21 protein-coding genes are annotated in these 25,042 nt (G+C 41.6%); 5 read left to right on the top strand and 16 right to left on the bottom strand.

Translation table 11 applies throughout. The annotated features are described in order from the left end of the window. Positions 1–7 precede the first annotated feature (7 nt). From nuoI to PR761_RS01450, 9 genes are all read right to left on the bottom strand, one after another. The gene (nuoI, locus tag PR761_RS01490) at positions 8–550 is read right to left on the bottom strand and encodes an NADH-quinone oxidoreductase subunit NuoI (RefSeq protein ID WP_006815530.1); all 543 of its coding nucleotides are present in this window, start codon (positions 548–550) and stop codon (positions 8–10) included. 14 nt (positions 551–564) lie between these two features. After that, entirely contained in the window at positions 565–1,542 is a 978-nt protein-coding gene (nuoH, locus tag PR761_RS01485; protein ID WP_039855361.1) for an NADH-quinone oxidoreductase subunit NuoH, read from the bottom strand. Continuing rightward, positions 1,542–4,265: an NADH-quinone oxidoreductase subunit NuoG gene (gene nuoG / locus PR761_RS01480; RefSeq protein ID WP_112837553.1), complete on the bottom strand. Its 2,724-nt coding sequence runs from the start codon at positions 4,263–4,265 to the stop codon at positions 1,542–1,544. Before nuoG ends, nuoH begins: the two co-directional genes overlap by 1 nt. Positions 4,266–4,362: 97 nt before the next feature. Then, positions 4,363–5,724 carry an NADH-quinone oxidoreductase subunit NuoF gene (gene nuoF, locus PR761_RS01475; protein WP_006815533.1) on the bottom strand — a complete coding sequence of 454 codons (1,362 nt, stop codon included), beginning with the start codon at positions 5,722–5,724 and terminating at the stop codon, positions 4,363–4,365. Beyond that, positions 5,721–6,260 (bottom strand): NADH-quinone oxidoreductase subunit NuoE, encoded by a 540-nt coding sequence (gene nuoE, locus PR761_RS01470; protein WP_006815534.1) that lies wholly within the window; start codon positions 6,258–6,260, stop codon positions 5,721–5,723. Before nuoE ends, nuoF begins: the two co-directional genes overlap by 4 nt. Before the next feature lie 2 nt (positions 6,261–6,262). Then, positions 6,263–8,065, bottom strand: a complete 1,803-nt coding sequence (gene nuoC, locus PR761_RS01465; protein WP_006815535.1) for an NADH-quinone oxidoreductase subunit C/D — start codon at positions 8,063–8,065, stop codon at positions 6,263–6,265. 74 nt (positions 8,066–8,139) lie between these two features. Further along, positions 8,140–8,814, bottom strand: a complete 675-nt coding sequence (locus PR761_RS01460) for a NuoB/complex I 20 kDa subunit family protein (RefSeq protein ID WP_006815536.1) — start codon at positions 8,812–8,814, stop codon at positions 8,140–8,142. Positions 8,815–8,832: 18 nt separating this feature from the next. Beyond that, positions 8,833–9,276 carry an NADH-quinone oxidoreductase subunit A gene (locus PR761_RS01455; protein WP_006815537.1) on the bottom strand — a complete coding sequence of 148 codons (444 nt, stop codon included), beginning with the start codon at positions 9,274–9,276 and terminating at the stop codon, positions 8,833–8,835. 991 nt (positions 9,277–10,267) lie between these two features. Then, positions 10,268–11,185, bottom strand: coding sequence for a LysR family transcriptional regulator (locus PR761_RS01450; protein WP_039855364.1), 918 nt, complete (start codon positions 11,183–11,185; stop codon positions 10,268–10,270). Positions 11,186–11,958: 773 nt separating this feature from the next. On the opposite strand from PR761_RS01450, the gene PR761_RS01445 reads away from it, so the two are divergent. Then, positions 11,959–13,173, top strand: a complete 1,215-nt coding sequence (locus PR761_RS01445) for a pyridoxal phosphate-dependent aminotransferase (protein WP_006815540.1) — start codon at positions 11,959–11,961, stop codon at positions 13,171–13,173. A gap of 479 nt (positions 13,174–13,652) precedes the next feature. Then, entirely contained in the window at positions 13,653–14,234 is a 582-nt protein-coding gene (gene yfbR, locus PR761_RS01440; RefSeq protein ID WP_006815541.1) for a 5'-deoxynucleotidase, read from the top strand. A 42-nt stretch (positions 14,235–14,276) separates the two neighbouring features. Here the strand turns inward: yfbR and PR761_RS01435 are convergent, their stop codons facing one another. The 6 genes from PR761_RS01435 to yfbV form a co-directional block, all read right to left on the bottom strand. After that, positions 14,277–14,696 (bottom strand): hypothetical protein, encoded by a 420-nt coding sequence (locus PR761_RS01435; RefSeq protein ID WP_006815542.1) that lies wholly within the window; start codon positions 14,694–14,696, stop codon positions 14,277–14,279. 25 nt (positions 14,697–14,721) lie between these two features. Then, complete coding sequence (locus tag PR761_RS01430; protein WP_006815543.1) at positions 14,722–15,096, bottom strand: hypothetical protein; 375 nt, start codon at positions 15,094–15,096, stop codon at positions 14,722–14,724. 166 nt (positions 15,097–15,262) lie between these two features. Continuing rightward, complete coding sequence (locus tag PR761_RS01425) at positions 15,263–17,092, bottom strand: SLC13 family permease (RefSeq protein WP_112836997.1); 1,830 nt, start codon at positions 17,090–17,092, stop codon at positions 15,263–15,265. Positions 17,093–17,176: 84 nt separating this feature from the next. After that, positions 17,177–17,854: a sugar phosphatase gene (locus PR761_RS01420; RefSeq protein WP_039855497.1), complete on the bottom strand. Its 678-nt coding sequence runs from the start codon at positions 17,852–17,854 to the stop codon at positions 17,177–17,179. Between the two features lie 166 nt (positions 17,855–18,020). Then, positions 18,021–18,515, bottom strand: coding sequence for a YfbU family protein (locus PR761_RS01415; protein WP_006815546.1), 495 nt, complete (start codon positions 18,513–18,515; stop codon positions 18,021–18,023). A gap of 161 nt (positions 18,516–18,676) precedes the next feature. After that, a complete protein-coding gene (gene yfbV / locus PR761_RS01410; protein WP_039855366.1) occupies positions 18,677–19,132 on the bottom strand; it encodes a terminus macrodomain insulation protein YfbV in 456 nt (151 codons plus the stop codon). Positions 19,133–19,728: 596 nt separating this feature from the next. On the opposite strand from yfbV, the gene ackA reads away from it, so the two are divergent. The 3 genes from ackA to PR761_RS01395 all read left to right on the top strand — a co-directional run bounded on the left by ackA (position 19,729) and on the right by PR761_RS01395 (position 24,416). Beyond that, on the top strand, positions 19,729–20,931 hold the full coding sequence (gene ackA, locus PR761_RS01405) for an acetate kinase (protein ID WP_154611173.1): 1,203 nt from the start codon (positions 19,729–19,731) through the stop codon (positions 20,929–20,931). 79 nt (positions 20,932–21,010) lie between these two features. Continuing rightward, entirely contained in the window at positions 21,011–23,140 is a 2,130-nt protein-coding gene (gene pta, locus PR761_RS01400; RefSeq protein ID WP_154600492.1) for a phosphate acetyltransferase, read from the top strand. Between the two features lie 139 nt (positions 23,141–23,279). Beyond that, on the top strand, positions 23,280–24,416 hold the full coding sequence (locus tag PR761_RS01395) for a hypothetical protein (protein WP_154611174.1): 1,137 nt from the start codon (positions 23,280–23,282) through the stop codon (positions 24,414–24,416). A 30-nt stretch (positions 24,417–24,446) separates the two neighbouring features. On the opposite strand, the gene yfcD is transcribed toward PR761_RS01395, so the two are convergent. Then, on the bottom strand, positions 24,447–24,989 hold the full coding sequence (yfcD, locus tag PR761_RS01390) for an NUDIX hydrolase YfcD (protein WP_039855369.1): 543 nt from the start codon (positions 24,987–24,989) through the stop codon (positions 24,447–24,449). Positions 24,990–25,042: the final 53 nt, after the last annotated feature.

Below are 25,042 nucleotides of genomic sequence, written 5' to 3'. Positions count from 1 at the left end.
TCGCTCCTTACGGCAACAGGTCTTTGACGTTAATCGGTTTCGCTTCGTTATCCGCTTCACCTTTGTCTTTACCTGAAATCGCCATACCCGATTTACGGTAAAAGTTATAATCAGGATATTTACCTGGACCTGAAATTAGTAGGTCATTTTTCTCGTAAACCAGATCCTGACGTCGCCAATCTGCCATTTCAAAGTCTGGGGTTAATTGGATTGCCGTTGTTGGGCAAGCTTCTTCACACAGACCACAGAAAATACAGCGAGAAAAGTTAACGCGGAAAAACTCTGGGTACCAACGTCCGTCTTCATGCTCAGCCTTTTGCAGCGAGATGCAGCCCACTGGGCAAGCAACCGCACATAAGTTACACGCAACACAACGCTCTTCACCGTCAGGATCGCGCGTTAGCACGATACGCCCACGATAACGAGGAGGCAGATAAACTGGCTCTTCCGGGTACATTTGCGTTTCTCGTTTGTCGAACGCATGTAGACCCACCATCCAAATACTGCGTACTTGGGTGGCGAAACCGACCAATAACTCTTTTAATGTCATGGTTCAATCACCCCTTACTGAGCGTTGTATAAAATCACTGCTGCGGTACCCAGCAGGTTAAGCAGTGTCAGCGGCAGACAAATTTTCCAACCGAAAGACATTACTTGGTCATAACGTGGACGCGGTAAAGAAGCACGGATCAAGATGAACATCATCATGAAGAATGCTGTTTTAATCGCAAACCACAGGAATGCAGGCAAGAACGGACCATGCCAGCCACCAAAGAACAGCGTCACAATCAGTGCAGACACCGTCACGATACCGATATACTCACCCACGAAAAACAGACCGAATTTCATACCGGAATATTCAACGTGATAACCGTCGGCAATTTCTTGTTCAGCTTCTGGTTGGTCAAATGGATGACGGTGACACACCGCAACACCCGCTATCGCAAAGGTAATGAAGCCAAAGAATTGTGGAATCACGTTCCACATGCCTGCTTGAGAGTTCACGATGTCAATTAAATTAAATGAGCCGGCTTGCGCGACGACACCCATTAATGACAAACCTAAGAACACTTCATAGCTAACGGTTTGAGCTGATGCACGCATCGCACCCAATAATGAGTATTTGTTGTTACTTGACCAACCCGCAAATAGAACCGCATACACGGCTAAACCAGCCATCATCAGGAAGAATAAAATGCCGATATTCAGGTCAGCAACGTGCCATGTCGGGCTGACAGGAACAATTGCAAAGGCTAAAAACAGTGAACAAAATGCAATAACCGGGGCAAGAGTAAAGATTTTCTTGTCCGCGAACTGAGGGATCCAGTCCTCTTTAAACAGCATTTTGAACATGTCGGCAATCAGTTGTCCCATCCCGAATGGACCCACTCGGTTTGGACCATAACGATTCTGGAATAGACCGAGAATTCGGCGCTCTCCCAAACTCATGTATGCCCCACAGGTCACGACAACCAGTAAGATAACAACAGACTTGAGGATGGAAATTATCACTTCCATCACCGCTGGAGAAATCCAATCCATCATGCTCCCCTCCGCAGATTATTCACAGTCACCCCAGCCATCACTGGTGCAATTCCCGGCATGCCTAGTGGTAAACCGATTTGACCTGTTGCAAGGTGATTACTGATACGTACGATCAGGCTCAATGTTTGTCCTGCATGACTAAATTCAGCTTTCACACCAGCATTCAGACCAAGCGCTGCTGCATCTTGTGCATTCAACATGATGTAAGGCTCAGGCATACGCTGCTGGATCACATCAGAACGCTGCGAGGTTTCATCACTGCCGAACAGATGGTAATACGGAGCAACAACCCACTGAGCTTCAGTGCCTTGGTAAGCCGTTGGGATCTCAGTAAAGTACGCTAATTTACCTTCAGTCGAGTTGAATAACCGCACGCCTGGATCACCAAACAGCAAGTGACCACCGACTTCTGCTTGGAATTTATTCCATGCTTGTGGGGAGTTCCAACCCGGCGCCCATGCAAATGGAATTTGCTGACGAGGTGCAGTTGGCGAGTTATTCCCTTCCATTGAGAACGCAAATGGCGAGTCAATATCTTGTGGTTGGCGTGGCTCATGCACCGTTTTATTCGCTAACATCGATGTACGGCCGCTGTAGCGATGTGGTTCACGCGCTAACTTCTGACCACGAATGCGGAAAGAGGCTTTTGGTGCCGTATTTTTGATACCTGCAAATTGTGGCATTGCAGTGACACATTCTTCGATAACATGATCTAACTGAGACCAGTCCGCATCACGCTGCTGAGCTTCAGTTTGCAGAGAATGCATCCAGCGCCAGCTTTCGTTCATCACGATACTGTTATCGTAGTAAGTTGGGTCAAAGACTTGGAAGAAGCGTTGTGCACGACCTTCTTGGTTAATCAGCGTACCATCCGCCTCTGCAAAACTTGCTGCTGGCAGAACTAAAGTCGCTTTATCCATGATGTCAGTGTGTTGATGATCAGCCACAATCAACTGTTTCAATTTGCTGAGTGCGCTATTTACTGCATTCACAGTGCTGTGACGGTATAGATCATTTTCCATCACAATCGCCACATCCGCTTCATTGGCTTCAATACGCGCAAACGCATTCTCGAGCGGCTGAGCATTCATCATGGCTAAACCAAAGCTGTTCGCGTGGGATGCTAGATAGGACAGACCAACGTTGGATCCCTTCGCTTTCAGCGCGAATGCGACGTTAGCTGCAGCTTCAATCATTGCATCACTCGCACTGTGGCTACCGCTGATAATCAGTGGTTTCTTAGCACTTGCTAATGCTTGAGCGATAGTTTCCACTTTCGCTTTCAGATCTGCCGGTAAATCATTGACCGCTGGCGCTTCGCCATTGATCATATTGGCAATCGCAAAACCTAAGCGAGCTTGGTCAGCAACTGGTGCTCGGTAGTTAAATGCCGCCACGTCGTCTAAGCGAGTATCATCCACATTCGTAATAAACAGTGGATATTTCGCATGCTGGCCGATATTTTGGATTGCTGCAATTTGCCAGTCAGCGACTTTCTGTGCTGCTGCCATTTCGCGCGCTTTACCTTTCACCGCTTGGCGAACAGATAGTGCCATACGGGCACCTGTCTGAGTTAAATCTTCACCCAGCACTAATACCGCATCGTAGCCTTCAACTTCACGCAATGTCGGGGTATAAATTCCGCCATTTTGCAGAATGTTTTGCATCAAGCCTAAGCGACGCTGCTCATCCGCAGAAATGCCGGAGTAGAAGTTTTCTGCACCGACTAAAGCACGTAATGCATAGTTACTTTCGATACTGGCACGCGGCGAACCGATACCAATCACTTTTTTCGCTTGATTGATAATTTGCGCACCACTTTGCATCGCTTCAATCGCAGAAATAACTTGCTGCACACCCTCTTTATTTAACAGTGCTTGGCGAGGTCTATCTTTACGGTTGACGTAGCCATAACCAAAGCGACCACGGTCACACAGGAAATAGTGGTTTACGGAACCGTTATAGCGGTTTTCAATGCGACGTAGTTCACCATAACGTTCACCTGGGCTGGTGTTACAACCGATACTGCACTGTTGGCAGATACCTGGTGCAAATTGCATATCCCATTTACGGTTATAGCGTTCTGAGTGAGTTTTATCAGTGAAGACCCCTGTCGGACATACTTCAACGAGGTTTCCAGAAAATTCGCTTTCCAGAGTACCGTCTTCTGTACGACCAAAGTACACATAGTTATGGGCGCCATAGACACCTAAGTCTGTGCCATCCGCATAATCTTTGTAATAACGAACACAGCGGTAACACGCGATGCAACGGTTCATTTCATGACTAATGAACGGTCCAAGGTCTTGGTTAATGTGTGTACGTTTTGTAAAACGATACTTACGCATGGTATGACCGGTCATCACCGTCATATCTTGTAAGTGGCAGTTACCACCCTCTTCACAGACTGGGCAGTCATGTGGATGGTTAGTCATCAGCCATTCAACAACACTTTCACGGAACTGTTTGGCTTCTTCATCATCGATGGAGATGTAAGTTCCTTCCGTTGCCGGTGTCATACAAGACATCACGAGGCGACCACGAGTGTCATCCGCGTTTTGATACTGCTTCACCGCACACTGGCGGCAAGCGCCAACGCTTCCCAGCGCCGGATGCCAGCAAAAATAAGGAATATCTAGCCCCAGCGATAAGCAGGCTTGTAACAGGTTTTCAGACCCGTTTACGTCATATTCTTTGCCGTCTACATATATCGTAGCCATAGTCAGCATGCTTCCCAAAGGCCCGCGTTAGCAGGCGTTAATCATAAATACGTTCTTCGTCAAAAATTCGTTTAGCGGTTGCTCAATCGCTAAATGCTTACCAACGCTGCTTTAACAGGTTTGGCTGGATACCTGCAATCTGCACAATATTGCGCAGATCTTTTTTCGAGATACCCGCTTCGAATTCTTTACGGAAATATTTGATAGCACTTTGCAGTGGTTCAACCGCACCTGGCGCATGAGCACAGAAAGTTTTACCTGGACCTAAGAAACGACAAAGTTGTTCTAGGGTTTCAATATCCCCTTCTTGTCCTTCGCCTTTTTCCAGTGCCTGTAAAATTTTCACACTCCACGGCAACCCATCACGACACGGAGTACACCAACCGCAAGATTCGCGTGCGAAAAATGTTTCTAAGTTGCGCACTAACGACACCATATTGATTTCGTTATCCACTGCCATCGCCAGTGCAGTCCCTAGACGGCTACCTGCTTTTGCAATATTTTCGAAATCCATTGGTAAATCAAGGTGGTCATTGGTCAGGAAATCAGTACCCGCGCCTCCCGGTTGCCATGCTTTAAGTTTCAGTCCATCACGCATACCTCCAGCGTAATCCTCTAAAACTTCACGGGCAGTCGTACCAAATGGCAGCTCCCATAAACCTGGGTTTTTAACGCGGCCAGAGAAGCCCATTAGCTTAGTGCCGGCATCTTTGCTCTTACCGGCGCTTAAATCGATATACCACTGATCTCCGTGCTCTAAAATCGCAGGCACGTTACAGATAGTTTCGACGTTATTAACGCAAGTTGGTTTACCCCATGCTCCTGATGTTGCAGGGAATGGCGGCTTAGAGCGTGGATTCGCGCGACGACCTTCAAGGGAGTTAATCAGGGCTGTTTCTTCACCACAGATATAGCGACCCGCACCGGTATGGACAAACAGTTCAAAATCGAAACCTGAACCGAGAATGTTTTTACCTAATAGACCTGCTGCTTTCGCTTCTTCAATGGCGCGACGTAAATGCTTTGCGGCCTCAATGTATTCACCACGTAGGAAAATATAACCACGGTAAGCTTTTAATGCATAAGCGCCGATAATCATACCTTCAACTAATAAGTGAGGCAGCTCTTCCATCAGTAAACGGTCTTTATATGTGCCCGGTTCCATTTCATCCGCATTACATAAGAAGTAACGCAGTTTCATGTTTTCGTCTTTTGGCATCAGGCTCCATTTCAGACCCGTAGAGAACCCTGCACCACCGCGACCTTTCAGTCCAGCATCTTTAACAAGGTTGACTACTTCATCTGGCGCCATGCCTTTTAATGCACGTTCGACACCTTTGTATCCGTTTTTGCTGCGATACTCATCCAACCATACAGGTTGACCGTCATCACGCAAACGCCATGTTAGCGGATGTGTTTCAGCAGTTCGGATCACGGGTTTAACGGAGGAGTTTGTCATGGATACTGCTCCAGTAGCTTTTGAATATTTTCAGGCTGTACATGTGTGTGAGTGTCTTCATCGATCATCATCGATGGACCTTTATCACAGTTGCCTAAGCAACAGGTTGGCAGTAGCGTAAAGCGACCATCTTCTGTTGTTTGACCTGGGCGAATATTCAGCTGTTTAATAATTTCAGCTTCTAAGCCTTGGTAGCCCGTAATGTGGCAAACAACACTGTCACAATAGCGAATAATATGACGACCAACCGGTTGACGGAAAATTTGGCTATAGAATGTTGCGACCCCTTCGACATCACTTGCAGGGATCCCTAAAACTTCAGCGATAGCGTGAATAGCGCCATCTTCTACCCAGCCACGGTTTTTTTGCACAATTTTCAGCGCTTCAATTGACGCTGCGCGTGCATCCTCATAGTGGTGTTTTTCACCTTCAATTTCAGCACGCTCTTCATCTGTTAGGATAAAGCCGTGATTCAATTGCGGTTCAAAGACATTAACCACATTGAGTTGGCTGTTATTATCATGTTCATTATGCATGGTTAGCGATCCACATCCGACATTACAAAATCAATACTACCCAGATAGACAATCAAGTCAGAAACCAAGCTGCCTCTAATCACCGCCGGAATTTGCTGTAAATGCTCATAACTCGGGGTGCGAATACGGGTACGGTAGCTCATTGTGCTGCCATCACTCGTTAAGTAGTAGCTGTTGATTCCTTTAGTTGCTTCAACCATCTGGAATGATTCATTTGCTGGCATTACTGGTCCCCAAGACACTTGCAAGAAGTGGTTGATCAGGGTTTCGATATGCTGCAATGTCCGCTCTTTTGGTGGCGGCGTGGTCAGTGGATGATCCGCTTTAAATGGGCCTTCTGGCATATTCTTCAAGCATTGCTCAAGAATACGGATACTCTGACGCATCTCTTCCACTTTGATCATCACACGGTCATAACAGTCACCGTTATGGGCAATTGGGATATCGAACTCAAAGTTTTCATAACCTGAATAAGGACGCGCTTTACGTACGTCAAAATCAACACCCGTTGCACGTAGACCAGCCCCTGTTACACCCCAAGCTAATGCTTCTTCTTTGGTGTATGAAGCCACACCAATAGAACGACCTTTTAAGATGGAGTTTTTCAACGCTGACGTCACATAGGACTCTAAGCGTTTAGGTAACCAATCTAATAATTCACGCAGCAATTTATCCCAACCACGAGGGAGGTCATGAGCGACACCACCGATGCGGAACCAAGCTGGGTGCATACGGAAACCGGTGATCGCTTCAACGACGTTGTACACTTTTTGTCTATCAGTAAATGCAAAGAACACCGGCGTCATCGCACCAACGTCTTGAATATAGGTACTGATGTACAAAAGGTGACTATTGATACGGAATAGTTCAGACATCATCACGCGGATGGTTTTCACGCGATCAGGCACTTCAATACCCGCCAGTTTTTCAACAGCTAGGATATAAGGCATTTCGTTTACACAACCACCGAGATACTCGATACGGTCAGTGTAAGGAATAAAACTATGCCATGACTGACGTTCACCCATTTTTTCAGCACCACGATGGTGGTAACCAATATCAGGAACGCAGTTGATAATTTCTTCACCATCGAGCTGCAACACGATGCGGAATGCACCGTGAGAAGATGGATGGTTTGGACCCAAGTTCAGGAACATGAAATCTTCGTTTTCATTTCCTCGTGACATGCCCCACTCTTCTGGTTTGAAAGTCAACGCTTCCATTTCCAGATCCTGCTTCTGCTTCGTCAGCACAAACGGGTCAAATTCGGTAGCACGTGCTGGGTAATCTTTACGCAGCGGATGACCTTCCCAATTTGGTGACATGAGAAGACGGCGCAGATTCGGATGACCTTGGAAGGTGATACCGAACATGTCCCAGACTTCGCGTTCATGCCAGTTAGCATTTGGGAATAAAGAAACTATCGATGGTACATTTAAGTCGTTCTCATTGAGAGCAACTTTCAGCATGATATCGCGGTTTCGGTCAATAGAAATGAGATGGTAGAACACACTAAAGTCGGCTTCTGGCAGACCTTGGCGATGAATACGTTGGCGTTCATCGACCCCGTGTAAATCGAACAACATCACATAAGGTTTTGGTAGTTTCTTTAAGAAATCTACAACTTCCAGCAGCTGCTCACGACGCACCCAAATAACTGGCATGCCAGTACGGGTTGCTTGAACAGAAAAGGCATCCGGGCCAAATTGATTGCGCAGTTCCAGAAGCACAGGGTCATTAATGTGATCCTGCGTCTGCCATTCTGGCTGGGTACTACTCGCTTGCGCTCTCTGATCTGTCATCATTCTTCACCATAACGCTTGATCAGGTTTATTATTTCGCAACAACATTGCTCTGTTACGCTGAATGGCTTAAAGCCTTAAATTTCGTCTGGGGTTCGCAGATTAGTTACTGCGATACGTTCACCGTGTTTTCTTTCTCTTTCTGACTGCATATTTGCACGATAAACACCCTGATCACCCACGACCCAAGAGAGTGGACGACGCTCTTTGCCGATGGATTCTTGTAACAGAAGGAGAGCCTGCATATAGGCTTCAGGGCGTGGTGGGCAGCCTGGAATGTACACATCCACGGGAATAAATTTATCGACACCTTGTACAACAGAATAGATATCGTACATACCACCAGAGTTAGCACATGACCCCATGGAGATAACCCATTTCGGTTCTAGCATTTGGTCATAAAGACGCTGGATAACAGGTGCCATCTTGGTGAAACAGGTTCCTGCAACAACCATAAAGTCGGCTTGACGAGGTGAAGCACGCAGTACTTCCGCACCAAAGCGGGCTACGTCATGAACAGACGTGAACGATGTCACCATTTCTACATAGCAACATGAAAGACCAAAGTTATAGGGCCATAGGGAGTTTTTGCGTCCCCAGTTGACCACATCGTGAAGTGCATGAGAAAGTTTGCCCATGTAAACACTGTTTTCAACTTGCTGCTCTAGGGGATCAGTCACGATTTCCTGAGTTTGCAGTGGGTAACGGTCGTTCTCACCGTTCGGATCTATGCGGGTGAGCGTATAATCCATTGTATAATGCCTCGCTTTTTACTGCGGATGACGATTGCTGATTTTAATAACTTTACTAGGACCTTTAACTGCGCGACGTGAACGGACTGGAGTCCAATCCAATGCACCAACGCGAACCAGATAAAATAATCCCGCCAACAATACAAAGATAAAAATAGCGGCTTCGATGAAACCAACCCATCCAGCTTCACGAATGGCAACAGACCATGCGAATAGGAACATAGCTTCAACATCGAAGATGACGAAAAACATCGCAACCAAGTAGAACTTGGCGGACATACGAAGACGAGCACTACCGACAGAGTCAATACCTGACTCATAGGGAACGTGTTTGGCTCTGGCTTTGGCGCGGCTACCCAAGAAATGACCTGCGGTCAACATGAAAGCGCAAAGACCAATAGCGCCGATAAAGAATATAGCAAAGCCCCAGTTATGGGCTAACTCTAGGATTGATGTAGACATACTCGTTGCTTACTCATTACTTATGGTGCGTCACTGCTCTTTTTTACAACACGGCAGCATTGCACCACAATTGCCCAGTTAATAGAGAAGAAAGACCAACATTGATCTTCAAACTAAAAGATCACCAAACTAAAATCAGTCCAGTAGACTGGCGTTTGGTTTGTCCTCTCTCACTACATGTTATTTTGCTCAAATGAGACAAAATGACCCGTATTTATTACAAACATTTTACATACAAAAAACATTAGAATAACAGAAAGTACTCATTGTCTGCTAAAACGTGTCAGTTTGACTATACACAAATAAACACGCTGACTAGTCTAACTGATTATTCGTTTTTACTACACTATTATCTCAGGAAAAACCTGTCTTAACAGATGAAAAAATGTGCTTTTTATTTGATCTAACGCACAGATTTATTGAAAATATACTCAATTTGTTTACATGGTAAGCGAATTTAATTTAAGCATCTGTAACGATTTTTTATTCAAATACCTAACTAACTCACTGACTACTCAACGCTATTTTATCAATTTAGTAAAAAAATATTGTTAACAGCATAACAAATCATTAACTAACTAACGAAATTCGTGTTATGCCATCTACATCACAATTATTTCATGCTCTTACGCGTTAATCCATACTTATTAAGTGGGCATTCCGTGTATTTTATCACCGAATAGAAAGAAACCTTGTTCACTTTCATATACACAAGGTTTTAAGTTAAATATTTTCCATTAAAAAATGATGTCACGTCCATTAAACCTTTTGGTTCGTAAGGGGAATCATTATTGAGAAACTCTCGTTAAAATTCAGTATGGTTAAGTGAATGAAAAAGATATTAAGAAGGAGAAGAAATGCCAACACCTAGAATTCTAAATAAAAACGGCTGAGTCAGAATTAACTGAACCCAGCCGGATGATATTTTTATGCTTACTTGCCATCTACCGCTGATAAAAAATCTATTTTATCGGTAAGGGCTTAGTTAAGTTTATTGGTCATTACTCTCAGTTGGTTCTGCTGCTGGAGCTACCGCGTAAGGGATTTTTTTATTTTCAATCGCATTAAATACGGTTAAAACGAAATCTTTTTGTTCATCCGCATTTTTGTATAACCAATACTGAATATCTGGAAGACGAGGTAAACCATCCGCCTCACTTAAAATACGTAAATCTGCATTTTGCATTTCCATTGGGCGAGCCGTGACACCAACTTCTGCATTCACTGCCGCACGAACAGCCGGTAATGAGGCTGCTTCATACGCCACATGCCATGCTAACCCTGCTTCATCTAATGCTTGAGTACATAATTTACGGTACGGGTTTGTCTCATCCATCACCACTAATGGGATTGGCTCATTACGGCGCAACTGGAAATCGGGTGCGCTATGCCATAAAACAGGCACCGTTCTTAATGCTGTTTTAGGGTGATGAGTAATACGCGTGGTTGTTAGTGCTAAATCGATTTCATGGTTGTCCAACATGGACTCAATGTATTGGGCGCGTTTAATGCGGACTTCTACCGCAATACGTGGATACACGGAGGCGATACGATTAAGCAAAAATGGCAGTAAGATATCAACTGTATCATCAGATGCACCGATTCTTAGCTCACCGTCTGCGTCGTTATAGGTTAAAGAGGCTGTCGCATCATCGTTTGCACGCAAGATTTGACGCGCATAACCAAGTAGTTGCAAACCATGAGCCGTGAGTAATTTATTACGACCATGGCGCGCAAATAACTCCCGACCGACTAATTGCTCTAAACGTTGCATTTGCTGACTAACCGCAGATTGGGTTCTACATACAGCCGCTGCGGCTGCAGCAAAGGTATTTAGATCCGCCACTGCGACAAATGTACGTAGTAAATCAAGATCTAGATTCATTATGGGACGATTTGAATTTATCATCGTTCATTCTCTTATATAATTTTATGGTACCTGGTGTTTCTGCTCTCCTCCGTGAGAATCAGCGAGTTTTATAGAAAACTTAATTTCAGCATCTCTAATCCTTAGATCTGCTGGTCACAACTCTGGTAATACTAAAATTATCTATATCTCTATGATAATTAAATAAATCAATTTTTACTCACTAACGTTAATTATGCATTTTTAGTTAAGGAACTAAATTATCACCCGTCTGTTGAGTAAGGCTAAATAGTAGCATATTTAATGTAGTTGCAATTATTTTAATGTAAGCACTTTGTGTAACATATGATGTAAAATAACAATTTTATTAATTATCAATACTCTAAATATTAAAATACTATTTTCATTAAGAATATTCTCATTAAAACAATCAATATCGCTAACAAAAAAAGCTAAAAACCAATCTAAAAGCCTCAATCAATGGTTAAATTTATTTCTAGATTCATGATTTAAGATCCTATGTTACAAGGCGATACAATTTTGCGATGTTTGTCATTTAGTTGTATTTCCGGCCCCCTAACTCCAAAACAACGTCAATTGACAGAATTAGATTCCAACTTAATATTAAAAACCAAAACCTTTATCTAACTTATTTTATATTTTAAGATAGCATATAACTCATTTATGTCTAAACCAACCTTTTACACCAAAAATTATCTAGCATCTTCAAAAGCTTCCGAGGGAGGAGTAGAGTAAGGTAATAATGCCGGAACATCCCTATCATACAGTTAGCCCGCTAGGGTAATGAGAGAATCATGAATAACATAACAAAATCCAATAAGCTCGATAATGTCTGCTATGACATTCGTGGGCCAGTTTTAAAAGAAGCTAAACGCTTAGAAGAAGAAGGGAACAAAGTTCTCAAACTGAATATTGGTAACCCGGCACCGTTTGGCTTTGAAGCCCCAGATGAAATCCTCGTTGATGTTCTACGTAATTTGCCAAGCTCTCAAGGTTACTGCGACTCAAAAGGCTTATATTCTGCACGTAAAGCGATTGTCCAACATTACCAAGCCCGTGATATCCATGATATGACGGTTGAAGATGTTTATATCGGAAATGGGGTATCTGAATTAATCGTACAAGCGATGCAAGCGTTGTTAAATAATGGCGATGAAATGCTGGTTCCAGCACCAGACTATCCATTATGGACAGCAGCAGTGTCCCTGTCAGGTGGGAATGCGGTTCACTATATGTGTGATGAGCAGCAAGGTTGGATGCCTGATCTTGACGATATTCGTAAAAAAATCAGCCCACGTACACGTGGTATTGTCATCATCAACCCAAACAACCCAACGGGTGCGGTGTACAGTAAAGAGTTATTGATGGAAATCGTCGAGATTGCCCGTCAACATAGCCTGATTATTTTTGCCGATGAAATTTACGACAAAATTTTATATGACGATGCACAGCATCATTCAATCGCCGCATTAGCCCCAGATTTATTGACGGTCACATTTAACGGCCTATCAAAAACCTATCGTGTTGCAGGCTTTCGCCAAGGTTGGATGGTCTTAAATGGTCCGAAGAAGCATGCTAAAGGTTATATTGAAGGGTTAGAAATGCTGGCATCAATGCGTTTATGCGCTAACGTTCCAATGCAACATGCAATCCAAACAGCATTGGGGGGCTACCAAAGTATCAGTGAATTTATCCAACCAGGTGGTCGATTGTATGAGCAGCGTAACCGAGCATGGGAACTAATTAATCAAATTCCAGGAGTCTCTTGTGTTAAACCACAAGGCGCACTCTATATGTTCCCGAAAATTGACATTAAGCGTTTCAATATTCACGATGACCAAAAAATGATCCTCGACCTGCTACTACAAGAGAAAGTATTGTTAGTGCAAGGAACTGCATTTAACTGGCCACACCCAGATCATTTCCGTATCGTTACCTTGCCTTATGCTGATGATTTAGAAATGGCAATAAACAAATTTGGTCGCTTTTTAGAAAATTATCGCCAATAGCTTTCTACGTTAGCTAACCAATAAAAATAGCCCATAATGGGCTATTTTTATATTTATAACTAAAAATAAAACATCTAAATAAGAGAGTCTTTATTAGATAATTAAATAATAGAAATAAAATAAACCGCGGCTAAGAAAAATAGAACTAAAATTATTGGAAAATATTTCATTTCATCCTCAATATTATTTTCAATTAAATATTACCTTGATTGTAATGATTTAAATAAACCATTCAAATATTAATTACAATAAAGCATAAAAATACAATTAAGATAATCTTAATATGAGCATCTTTATTTGTGTATTTTTTAGCTTAAAAAGTAATTTCATTATTAAATCCTCTTTATTCTGATTGAAGATTATTTTTATCTTTGTCTTAACTAACAACCCATTAGCGAATAAATTCTATTATTCTGATATCTCTTTCGTTGTAATAGCGCTATAATTTTGTAGATTAATTCATCATTAATGAGGGTCTTATGAGTTACTTTTTTGCCCATCTCGCTAGAATGAAACTCATTCATCGCTGGCCTCTGATGCGTAACGTCCGTACAGAAAATGTGTCTGAGCATAGCCTACAAGTTGCTATGGTTGCCCACGCTCTAGCTATCATCAAAAATCGTAAATTTAGTGGAAACGTTAATCCAGAAAAAATTGCCTTATTTGCTATGTACCACGATGCAAGCGAGGTTATTACTGGTGATTTACCAACGCCAATAAAATACCATAATCAGCAAATTGCTCATGAATACAAAAAAATCGAGAAATTTGCTCAGCAAAAACTGTTAGATATGTTGCCTGAAGAGCTCCAAGAAGACTTTAAAGCATTATTAGTGGAGGATTTGCAAAGTGATGAAGATCATTTCATTGTTAAACAAGCAGATACACTTTGCGCCTATCTGAAATGTTTAGAAGAGCTTTCAGCCGGAAATAGCGAGTTTACATTAGCCAAGAAGCGTTTAGAAAAAATGTTGAAAGAAAGAAATAGCCCAGAAATGGAATATTTTATGAAAATTTTTGTTCCCAGTTTTACACTCTCTTTAGATGAAATCAGTAATTAACTCAAAGGTGGGCGCTATTATCCCCACCTTTTGCATTAAACCTTAGCTTTCTTCAATTAACTTAGTACTACAACCTGATGATGATGAAAAGGCAACATACAAGGTTTTCGCCTCACCATTAACACCTAATATTACCTTTCCACGATCTTCTTCCTTGATTGAACAATAGAAATTTTTCTTTGTTGCATATGTTTTACCGCTTATTGTTTCTAATTTAATAAACCAATAGTCAAACGAATTAGGCAAACCTAATTCATATTTAAACGAAAATATATTCTCAGATATTGATTTATTAGGTAAATTATTAAAAAATTTTTCATCAATAAGTCTACTTTCACTTCCTTTATGGGTAAGTCCTGAAACATAATGTAGTACATAAATATACTTTAACTCTTCACCAAAGAAATTTTCGATTGTTGCCTTACCATTATAGTAACGTACTATATCTGTATTATTTACCATAACGCCCCCCTCTATAATCTTCGTATTAATATAGATTCAAGTTTGTTTTACAATCTGATGATGATGGGAAATTGACGTACATTGTCTTTTCTTCGCCATTCATACCTATAGTGACCTGCCCATGATCCTCTTCACTTATGGAACAATAGAAATTATCTTTTGTTCTATATTTTTTCCCTGATAATGTTTCAATTTCCATGTACCAATAGTCTTTTGGCGAACCAATTCCTAATTGATATTGAAATATCAATGCATCCTTATAAATAGTACCATCAGGCATATCAAAGTGCGTTCTGACTTTCGTCAAAAATCCCGTATGAGATAAATACACGCGCTTGAGATGTTCACCCCAGTAATTTTCGAGTGTAACAAACCCTGTTTTGGGTAATGTAATATTCATAATATCTCCGATATATAAAATTAATTAATTTACGGAAATAGACTACAAATTTTTCCTTAAAATAAAAATAACCATAATTAGCAGTATCTTTTTATTTTAATACTGTTAATTATGGTTATTAATTTTCATGATGTAATAGGCTCTACGTGTTAGAGCCTATTACTGTTCAAAAAGGGAATAAAACAGGGATCACGGCTACGCTAATGATCATAACAATAATGGTGAATGGAACCCCCATTTTCAAAAAATCTGAGAATTTATAACCTCCAGGCCCCAATACTAACGTATTTACAGGGGAAGATACGGGGGTCATAAATGCCGCGGAAGCCGCAATACCAATAACCATGGCGAACGGTAACGGAGAAACATCCATTTGACGAGCAGCGGCTATCGCGATGGGGGCCATTAAAACAGCCGTTGCGGTGTTAGATATAAATAGCCCAATGGTGGCACACAGAATAAATAAGCAAAGTAGCATCACATGTGGCCCTAATCCCCCAGCAACTTTCATTAATGCATCAACAGCAAGGGCTATCCCCCCAGTTTCTTGCAGTGCGATAGCAAACGGCATCATCCCCACAATTAAAATAATGCTCGGCCAGTGAATCGATTTATACGCGCTTTCCATATCGATACAGCGGAATTTTCCCATCAATAAACATGCTATCAATGCGGCAATAAAATTAGGAATTTCATTAGTCACCATCATCGCCACCATCAATGCCAAACAGAACAGAGCATGTGGGGCTTGTGAGGATGCAGGTGCAACCGCTTCAACTTCAGCAGCTAAATTCAATACAATAAAGTTACGGGGTTTAGTAGAGAGTACACGGATCAGTTTCCAGTCACCTATGACCAGTAATATGTCGCCTAAACGCAGTGATTCATCCACCAGCTTACCATCTAGTGCCTTACCATCTCGACGGATACCCACCACGTTTAACCCATACCGAGTACGGAACTTAATCTCTTTTAGGCTTTTGCCAAGTAACTCCGAGTCCGGATTCATGGAAACCTCGGCCATGCCCACATCACGGGATTGATCTGAGAAATAATCACCACGGAGGATCATCGGTTCGAGAAGCTGTTCACTGCAAAACTTACGTAATTCATCATCGCTAACGGAGATATCAATTAATAATACATCACGCTCCCGTAATTCAGTTCCCCCGGTAGCACTTACCATAACACGGCGAAATTTACGCCAGCGCTCAATCCCTACTACGTTTGCGCCATAACGGGAACGTAAATGAAGTTCATCTAAAGTGTGCCCAATGAGTGATGAGCCTTTACGGATTGCTAAACGACGCGCACGACCCGCTAATTTATAATCACGGATCAAATCTCGGAAACTCCGTTGATACTTTACTGGCTGTTTATCCGGTTCATTGCTACCTAGCCAACGACGCGTCACCCACATATAACCGATCCCAGCAAATAAAATTAAAATGCCAATCGGTGTAATTGAGAAGAATTGAAAGCTCGGTAAACCTTCACGGACTAATTCGCTGTTGACTACCATATTCGGCGGAGTTGCAACCAGTGTCATCATGCCACTAATCAACCCAGCAAAACCGAGGGGCATCATTAAGCGACTTGGTGAGGTTTTCATACGAGCAGCGACACTTAAGACGACGGGGATAAAGATAGCCACGACGCCTGTTGAGCTCATAAAGGCACCAAGCCCAGCAACAGTTAGCATCAGGAAAACTAACATTTTACTTTCACTGCTGCCTGCCACTCGGACAAGCCAGTCACCCATTTGATAAGCGATTCCGGTACGAACAAGACCATCACCAATAACAAATAGAGCAGCAATCAATAAGACGTTTGGATCAGCAAAGCCCGCTGTTGCCTGTTGTAAAGTCAATGTGTCGCTCAACACAAATGCGACAATAACTAACAGGGCAACCACATCCATGCGAACTTTGTTGGTGGTGAATAAAACAATTGCGATCAATAGGAGGGTTAGTACCCACAGCAATTCTCCGTTCAAAATATCCCCTTTCGACGAAAAAAAACAGGCTAAAGATTTTGCTTAGTTAACCATGTTTTACGGAGAATTTCTTTGATTAGATCGCTATTCGCTGTTTTTTGACATTAAAAGTTCAAAATACCCATCATTGTCAGGTCCCGTAACAGAAATTTGCTCTAATGAACTAATAATTATATCAATTTCACTTCTACGTGGCATGCCTTCTGGTGCATGCACTGCCACAACTTGGCAACCTGCGCTAAGTGCAGAATGGATCCCTGCGGGAGCATCTTCAAAGGCAATGCAATCTTTTGGTGAAAGAGCGAGGCTCAGCGCACCGAGTTGGAAAGGCTCTGGATCCGGTTTTCCTTTCGACACTTTTTCAAAAGTGACCCAGTGTTTAGGCTCTGGTAAACCTGCTGCTACTTGTCGGCCATGGGCAATAGGGACAGTTCCTGACGTTACAATAGCCCAAGGTGCACCAATCTGATTTAATCGGGAAAGGAGTTCAATAGCACCGGGTAAAGCTACTACCCCCTCAGTATCTTCGCTTTCCAGTTTCTCTAACCAACGAAAATGAGTTTGTAGCTCCTCTTCATTTGCATCTGGAAGAAAATGGCGCAAAGTTGTCATTGCGGGTTTCCCATGGATAAAATCGATGATTTCTTGTTTGTTAGCGCCGATCCTATCACCAAAGAGGCACCAACTACGTTCAACGACCGCTAATGAATCAGCCAGCGTTCCATCAAGATCAAATAAAAAACCTTTTGCTTTTAGCTTCACATCGATTCCTTTTTTCATTTGTCCAATACCTATATCACACTCTATTTTCTCATCAATACTTTAGATCACTCTGAATCACAAGCAAAAAACTCGGGAGTATAATCGTTATACTCCCGAGTCAAAGAATTCATAATAATACGACTGTAACCCAAAGAACGATGGAAAATTATGCGTTTAAAATCTGGGAAATTTCTACCGCTGAAAGGTGGTATTGTCGTGGGCATGATTGCCAAATTTTCAGCATTCTCAAATATTTATCCCACATAGGTGTTTGTGAATTAAACCCATGAGTTCCACAATCAAAATGAGTATAGCGCCCTTCTGTATTTACCATAAAACGAACATAACTGAGATAGCGAGCTTCTGTCGCAGCGTCAAAACCTAAAAATTGGACACGACGAGCATCGACACCATGTTTATCTTCCATATTGCCGTAAGAAACTTGCAATGCATGGTACATTTCCATGATTTCAATAACAGTACGACATGTTTGTTCACTGAGCTCACTGAAATCTCGGTCTAATTCACGCATTTGTAAACCAAACCCACGTTCAATAATGGTTTGCAGACGACGATAACGCTCCGCATTATCAGGATCTAGCATCGTCATCATTTTATATTGATTTGATAAGATTAAGCGTTCAGCATTGGTCATTTCCATTACAGCTCTCCGTAGATAATTTTAGGTAATCTTCGCATTCAACAGGAATCATGCACAGATAAAATGCCACTTTTATTGATCTAGACCGGCTTTTTATATTACTTGTTGTTAATCCAAACTTTTTACTGATTTTAGTGGGCAGTAGAAGCCTAATCTGAAAATTAAAGATCTTCCATAAACGTGTTATCTAGCTGTTTAAACGCTTTCCTCAACAGTTCAGCTAACGCCATATAGTCCGGCTGCTGTTCCACTGGTGCCACCGCAATACCTGCCGCAGTAAACTTATCTCGAATTTCATAGAACCAGCTTAATAGCCCTGCGGGTAATGGTGTTGATGCGCGCTTTCCCAACCACCATAAACCTTGCATTGGTAAGCTACAGGCAAATAATGCAGTTGCGATGGCGGGACCCAGTTGTCCCCCAAGGGCGATTTGCCACGCGAGAGTGAATATAGCAATCGGAGGCATAAATCGAATACCGAAACGAATAGCTTTATTAATACGCAGCTCTGGAAATAGTGGCGTCAGCTTTTTTTCCATAGGAAACACTTTCAGATAATGGTTACCCAATCTGAAGCGCTTAAAAAATCCCGGGGGTGTATTTTGCATTGTGCTCATCAATAACTTCCTACTGCTATAATCAAAATATTATCAATTTATTCTTAGCTTACGCCAAACTGATTGTGAACGCACACTCAGAATCCGAATAATCTTTTTTCAAATCTTGCTTAACTCAAGCCGGCTTCAGTAAAACCCGCTATGCTCATGTTATTCTCACAAATATCTAACTTATCGCTATAACTGCACTTTATAGGGCATTTATGATTTTAATCAACCAAAGACCCCATTTCTAAAAAAAACGTATAAAATATAAAATAATTTTAGTAGAATCGACCGTATTTAGAATTCCTGTTGACCTATGTGACTTAATAGTTCTCTTTGTTAAGTAATCAACAGTGATATATTGGGGTTTTGATCGTTATTTCAACACCAAGCCGTTAATTTATTTTTTACAGTTAATTAACAGCATTACACAACGTTAGCTTCATAAAACCCTGTAAAATTGCCGATCCATGCAATTTTTTACGTTAATCATGATATCCATCATGAATGACTCAGTAACAAATGCGCTAGGCTCTAGCTAATTAACTTTTACATTTGAGTCTTTTAGTTTAAAAAAGGCTTCACAACAACAATTAACGATAGGTATTTCCATGTCAAGTAAGCTGGTACTGGTTTTAAACTGCGGTAGCTCCTCACTGAAATTTGCAATCATCGATCCGACTAATGGGGATGAATTTCTATCAGGTTTAGCTGAATGTTTTAATTTGCCTGAAGCCCGCATCAAGTGGAAAATGGATGGCGCGAAAAAGGAAGCTCCTTTAGGTGCAGGTGCTGCGCATAGCGAAGCATTAAACTTTATTGTTAATACTATTCTTGCTGAGAAGCCTGAACTTTCAGCGCAAATTACTTCTATTGGTCATCGTATTGTTCATGGTGGCGAGAAATTTACCTCTTCTGTTGTCATTAACGACGAAGTTATTGCGGGTATCAAAGCAGCAATCCCATTTGCACCATTACATAACCCTGCTCACCTGATTGGTATTGAAGAGGCAAGAAAATCTTTCCCTCATCTGATTACTAAAAACGTTGCGGTATTTGATACTGCTTTCCATCAGACAATGCCACAAGAAGCTTATCTGTATGCTCTGCCATACGAACTGTATTCAGAACACAGTATCCGTCGCTACGGCGCACACGGCACTAGCCACTACTATGTTTCTCGCGAAGCAGCCAAAAGACTTAACAAACCTGTTGATGAACTGAATGTTATCACTTGCCATTTAGGTAATGGAGGTTCAGTATCTGCTATCGTTAATGGTAAATGTGTTGATACTTCAATGGGTTTAACTCCATTAGAAGGTTTAGTAATGGGAACTCGTAGCGGTGATATCGACCCTGCAATTATTTTCCATTTGCATGATTCATTAGGCATGAGCGTTGATCAAATCAACAAAATGCTGACAAAAGAGTCTGGTTTACTGGGCTTAACTGGCGTGACTAGCGACTGTCGCTATGTGGAAGACAACTATGGCACGAAAGAAGATGCAACTCGTGCAATGGATGTATTCTGCCACCGTCTTGCAAAATATGTGGGTGCTTACAGTGCGCTGATGGAAGGCCGTCTTGACGCTATCATCTTTACTGGCGGTATCGGTGAAAACTCCGCTCAAGTTCGTGAAATTACATTGAAGAAACTGGCTATTCTTGGTTTCGAATATGACCACGAACGTAACTTAGCGGCACGCTTTGGTAAAGAAGGTGTTATCACCACCGATAACAGCCGCCCAGCATTAGTTATCCCAACCAATGAAGAGTTGGTGATTGCTCAAGATGCTGCACGTTTAACAGCATAAAAACTTTTGCCGCCAGCTTTATGCTGGCGGTACTGCTTTAGAGTAACCAAAAAACGAGGTTCCCGTGTCCCGTACAATTATGTTAATTCCTACAGGCACCAGCGTTGGTTTAACCAGCGTCAGCTTGGGTGTCGTCCGCTCGATGGAACAAAAAGGTGTCCAACTGAGCGTGTTTAAACCAATCGCACAACCACGCGTTTCTGGTAATAAAGATCAAACTACTGAAGTTTTACGCTCTCATTCAAGCATTACGACCATTGTTGAGCCATTAACAATGGAGTATGTAGAATCCCTGCTAACCTCTTCTAAAAAAGACGTTCTGATGGAAGAGATTGTGGCTCGTTACCATGAGCACACTAAAAATGCAGAAGTTATTCTAATTGAAGGCTTAGTTCCAACTCGCAAACACTCTTTTGCTCAATCACTCAACTATGAAATTGCCAAGACTCTTGGCGCTGAAATTGTCTTTGTTACCGCACCAGGTAATAGTTCAATTCAGCAAATGCAAGAGCGTTTGGAATTGGTTCGTAATGAGTTTGGTGGACAGCGCAACGAAAGCATCATTGGGGTTATCGTTAATAAAGTTAACGCGCCTGTTGATGATCAAGGCCGTACTCGCCCTGACCTATCTGAAATCTTTGATGATTCAACCAAAGCGTCTATCGCGAATATCGATACGAATGCGCTCAATGGATTAAATCTGCCTGTATTAGCAGCCATCCCTTGGAACTTTGACCTGATTGCTACTCGAGCAATCGATATGGCAAAACACTTAAATGCAGAAGTGATTAACGAAGGTGAAATCAATACTCGCCGCGTTAAATCCGTCACTTTCTGTGCGCGCAGTATTCCACATATGCTGGAACATTTCCGTCCGGGTTCATTGTTAGTGACTTCAGCTGACCGCCCTGATGTCTTAGTTTCTGCATCACTTGCAGCCATGAACGGCGTAGAAATTGGTGCCATCTTATTAACTGGCGGCTACCACATTGATGCTCCGATTCATAAACTGTGTGAACAAGCATTCGAAACTGGCTTGCCAGTATTTATGGTTAAAAGCAACACATGGCAAACTTCCCTGAATCTGCAAAGTTTCAGCCTTGAAGTGCCAGCTGATGACCATGAGCGTATTGAAAAAATTCAAAACTATGTGGCTCGCCATATTAGCAGCGATTGGATTGAATCTCTGGTTGCGGATTCTGAGCGTCCAAACCGTCTGTCACCACCAGCATTCCGTTATCAGTTAACAGAACTGGCACGTAAAGCAGGCAAGCGTATTGTTCTGCCAGAAGGTGATGAGCCACGTACTGTTAAAGCAGCATCAATCTGTGCTGAACGTGGTATCGCGACTTGTGTTCTTTTAGGTAATCCTGAAGATATCCGTCGTGTTGCTGAGTCTCAAGGTGTCGAATTGGGCGCTGGTATTGAAATTGTTGACCCAATTAAAGTTCGTGAAGAGTATGTTGCTCGTTTAGTTGAATTGCGTAAAAGCAAAGGTATGACCGAAGTGGTTGCTCGCGAACAACTAGAAGATAACGTAGTTCTCGGCACGCTGATGCTAGAGAAAGGCGAAGTTGACGGCTTGGTTTCTGGTGCGGTTCACACCACAGCAAATACTATTCGTCCACCGCTACAGTTAATCAAAACTGCACCGGGTAGCTCATTAGTGTCTTCTGTGTTCTTTATGCTGCTACCAGAACAAGTATTTGTTTACGGTGACTGCGCAATTAACCCAGACCCGACAGCAGAGCAGCTATCTGAAATCGCTATTCAATCTGCAGATTCAGCAAAAGCTTTCGGTATTGAGCCTCGCGTTGCAATGATCTCTTACTCTACAGGTAACTCCGGTGCGGGTAGTGATGTTGAAAAAGTGCGTGAAGCGACTCGCTTAGCACAAGAAAAACGCCCAGACTTGATGATCGACGGTCCATTACAGTACGATGCTGCAGTAATGGCAGATGTGGCTAAATCTAAAGCACCAAATTCACCTGTTGCAGGTAAAGCTACGGTATTCATCTTCCCAGACTTGAATACCGGTAACACCACTTATAAAGCGGTACAACGTTCTGCGGACTTGGTCTCTATCGGTCCAATGCTGCAAGGTATGCGTAAGCCGGTTAACGACTTATCCCGTGGCGCACTGGTAGACGATATCGTTTATACTGTTGCGTTAACTGCTATCCAAGCGGCACAAAACGAAAACGCTTAATTTTTGTTATTAAGCATTACGTTAAAAGGTCAATCAGGAAACTGGTTGACCTTTATTTTTCATCGCTATATGAAAGCGTATTTTCTATCATTGAATATCATTACCCTCGATATTATTATCTATTAATATAAGAGCCTGTATGTTTAATTCGATAAAAGTGAATGAAAAATTCGATCAATCTAAAATTATTCAACACTATAAAAATACAATAAAAAATGAATTTTCAAGAAAAATAATTGGTATTGATAATATGAAAAAACTTGAGGATGGCCTTTGCTATGGACTAACTCATCTATTCTTGCGTTATGCTCACGCTAATTATGAACGAACTTTCGTCACCGAATTTTATCGTGAAATAAAACTAGCTAAAAATAAAGGAAACCTTACAGACAAAAGCAATTCCTTTATAAATAAATTATTTCATTCCGCATCAAAAATACAATTGCTCAGTGATAGAATTATCAATATCCATAACACAAGATGTGACTTTAGCTATCCACCACAAAATCATAATGAAACTATTGAAAATTATTTAATACGTATACTTAAAATAAATATAATTCAATCTTCATCTCATAAACTGTCTAGCACAGATTCATTAAAGTTTTATGAATTAACAATGCAACTCTACTTTTATACTTATTTTCCAAACCTTAGAAAAAATTTATTGAAAGATAAAATGCCTTTTGAAATTGATTGTATTAAAGAACACTCAAAACAAGTTAAACAAAAGTGTTCTAATCACTATCAAAATAATTTATCAGCTAATAGCATTGAATCCTTTTTTAAATTATCCGAATGTTTTCAAACTAGTTTACTAAAAAAAATTTTAGAGAATAAAAATAAAAAATATGGAATTTTTTATGAGCCATACCGCTCCGCAAAAAAAATATCAGAATATAGTTACAATGAAAAAATGACACTAAAGCAGTTCAAGCAAAAAATTGACTTACGTTTAAAAAGGAAACAGGACACCATCAGTGATTTTTCATCACAATTCCATGCGATGGGAATTGCTATCAAACATCTAGATGGTGTTCCCATATTTGAATTTTTTGAACCCAATAAAGGGTTAGTCATTACAACTGAAAAAGAAAAGTTTTTCCGAGTATTAGATAAAGTGTCTAATAATTATACATTTTTAAAAAATAAATCTGGAGAAAAGGTTATTGATGCCAATATATCTTACGCCGACAAGCTCCATCAATACCCTCTATCCGATAAGATCAAAGAGCCCAAGCTCACTAATCACAAAAACACAAAAGGACTACTTTAGTAGTCCTTCTTGGGTATTAATAGTTATAGCTTACTCTGGGCTTGAGCAGCTGATCGCTTTATTTGACTCATTATTGCGTGTTAACCAAAGAGATAGCGCTTTTAATGAGTCCGGCGTGAACTCATCACAACGTGCAGTGATCTCTTTGGGAGTCAACCAACTCACTTCGACCACTTCACTTTCTTGTAAGGCAAAAGGACCATGGCTAACACAACTAAATAACCCACCCCATACTCGACAATTTTCATTCTCAAAATAGAATGTGCCATGTTCTGCAAAAGGAACACCCGCAACACCAAGTTCTTCTTCTGCTTCACGCTTAGCTGATTCTAGGATATTCTCATCTCGCATAACCACTCCACCGGCAGTGGCATCTAATAACCCCGGGTAGAAATCTTTAATGTCCGTTCTTCGCTGCACTAAAATTTTCCCCATACCATCATGCACGACGATGTAAGTAGCACGATGTCGCAAGTTTTCAGCGCGCATTTGACTACGCGTAGATTGTGCTATCACATTATTGTCTTCATCAACAATATCTACCCACTCCACGAATTCGGTCTGTTGTTCCATCCTGAAAACCTTATTTAGCCTATTCACCAGAAATACCTCGCTACAAAGTATTC

Source organism: Providencia sp. PROV210 (assembly GCF_028479445.1).
GTDB classification, from domain to species: domain Bacteria; phylum Pseudomonadota; class Gammaproteobacteria; order Enterobacterales; family Enterobacteriaceae; genus Providencia; species Providencia rustigianii.
Note: the sequence above shows the minus strand (reverse complement) of the source record. Positions and strands in the feature narration are given on the sequence as shown.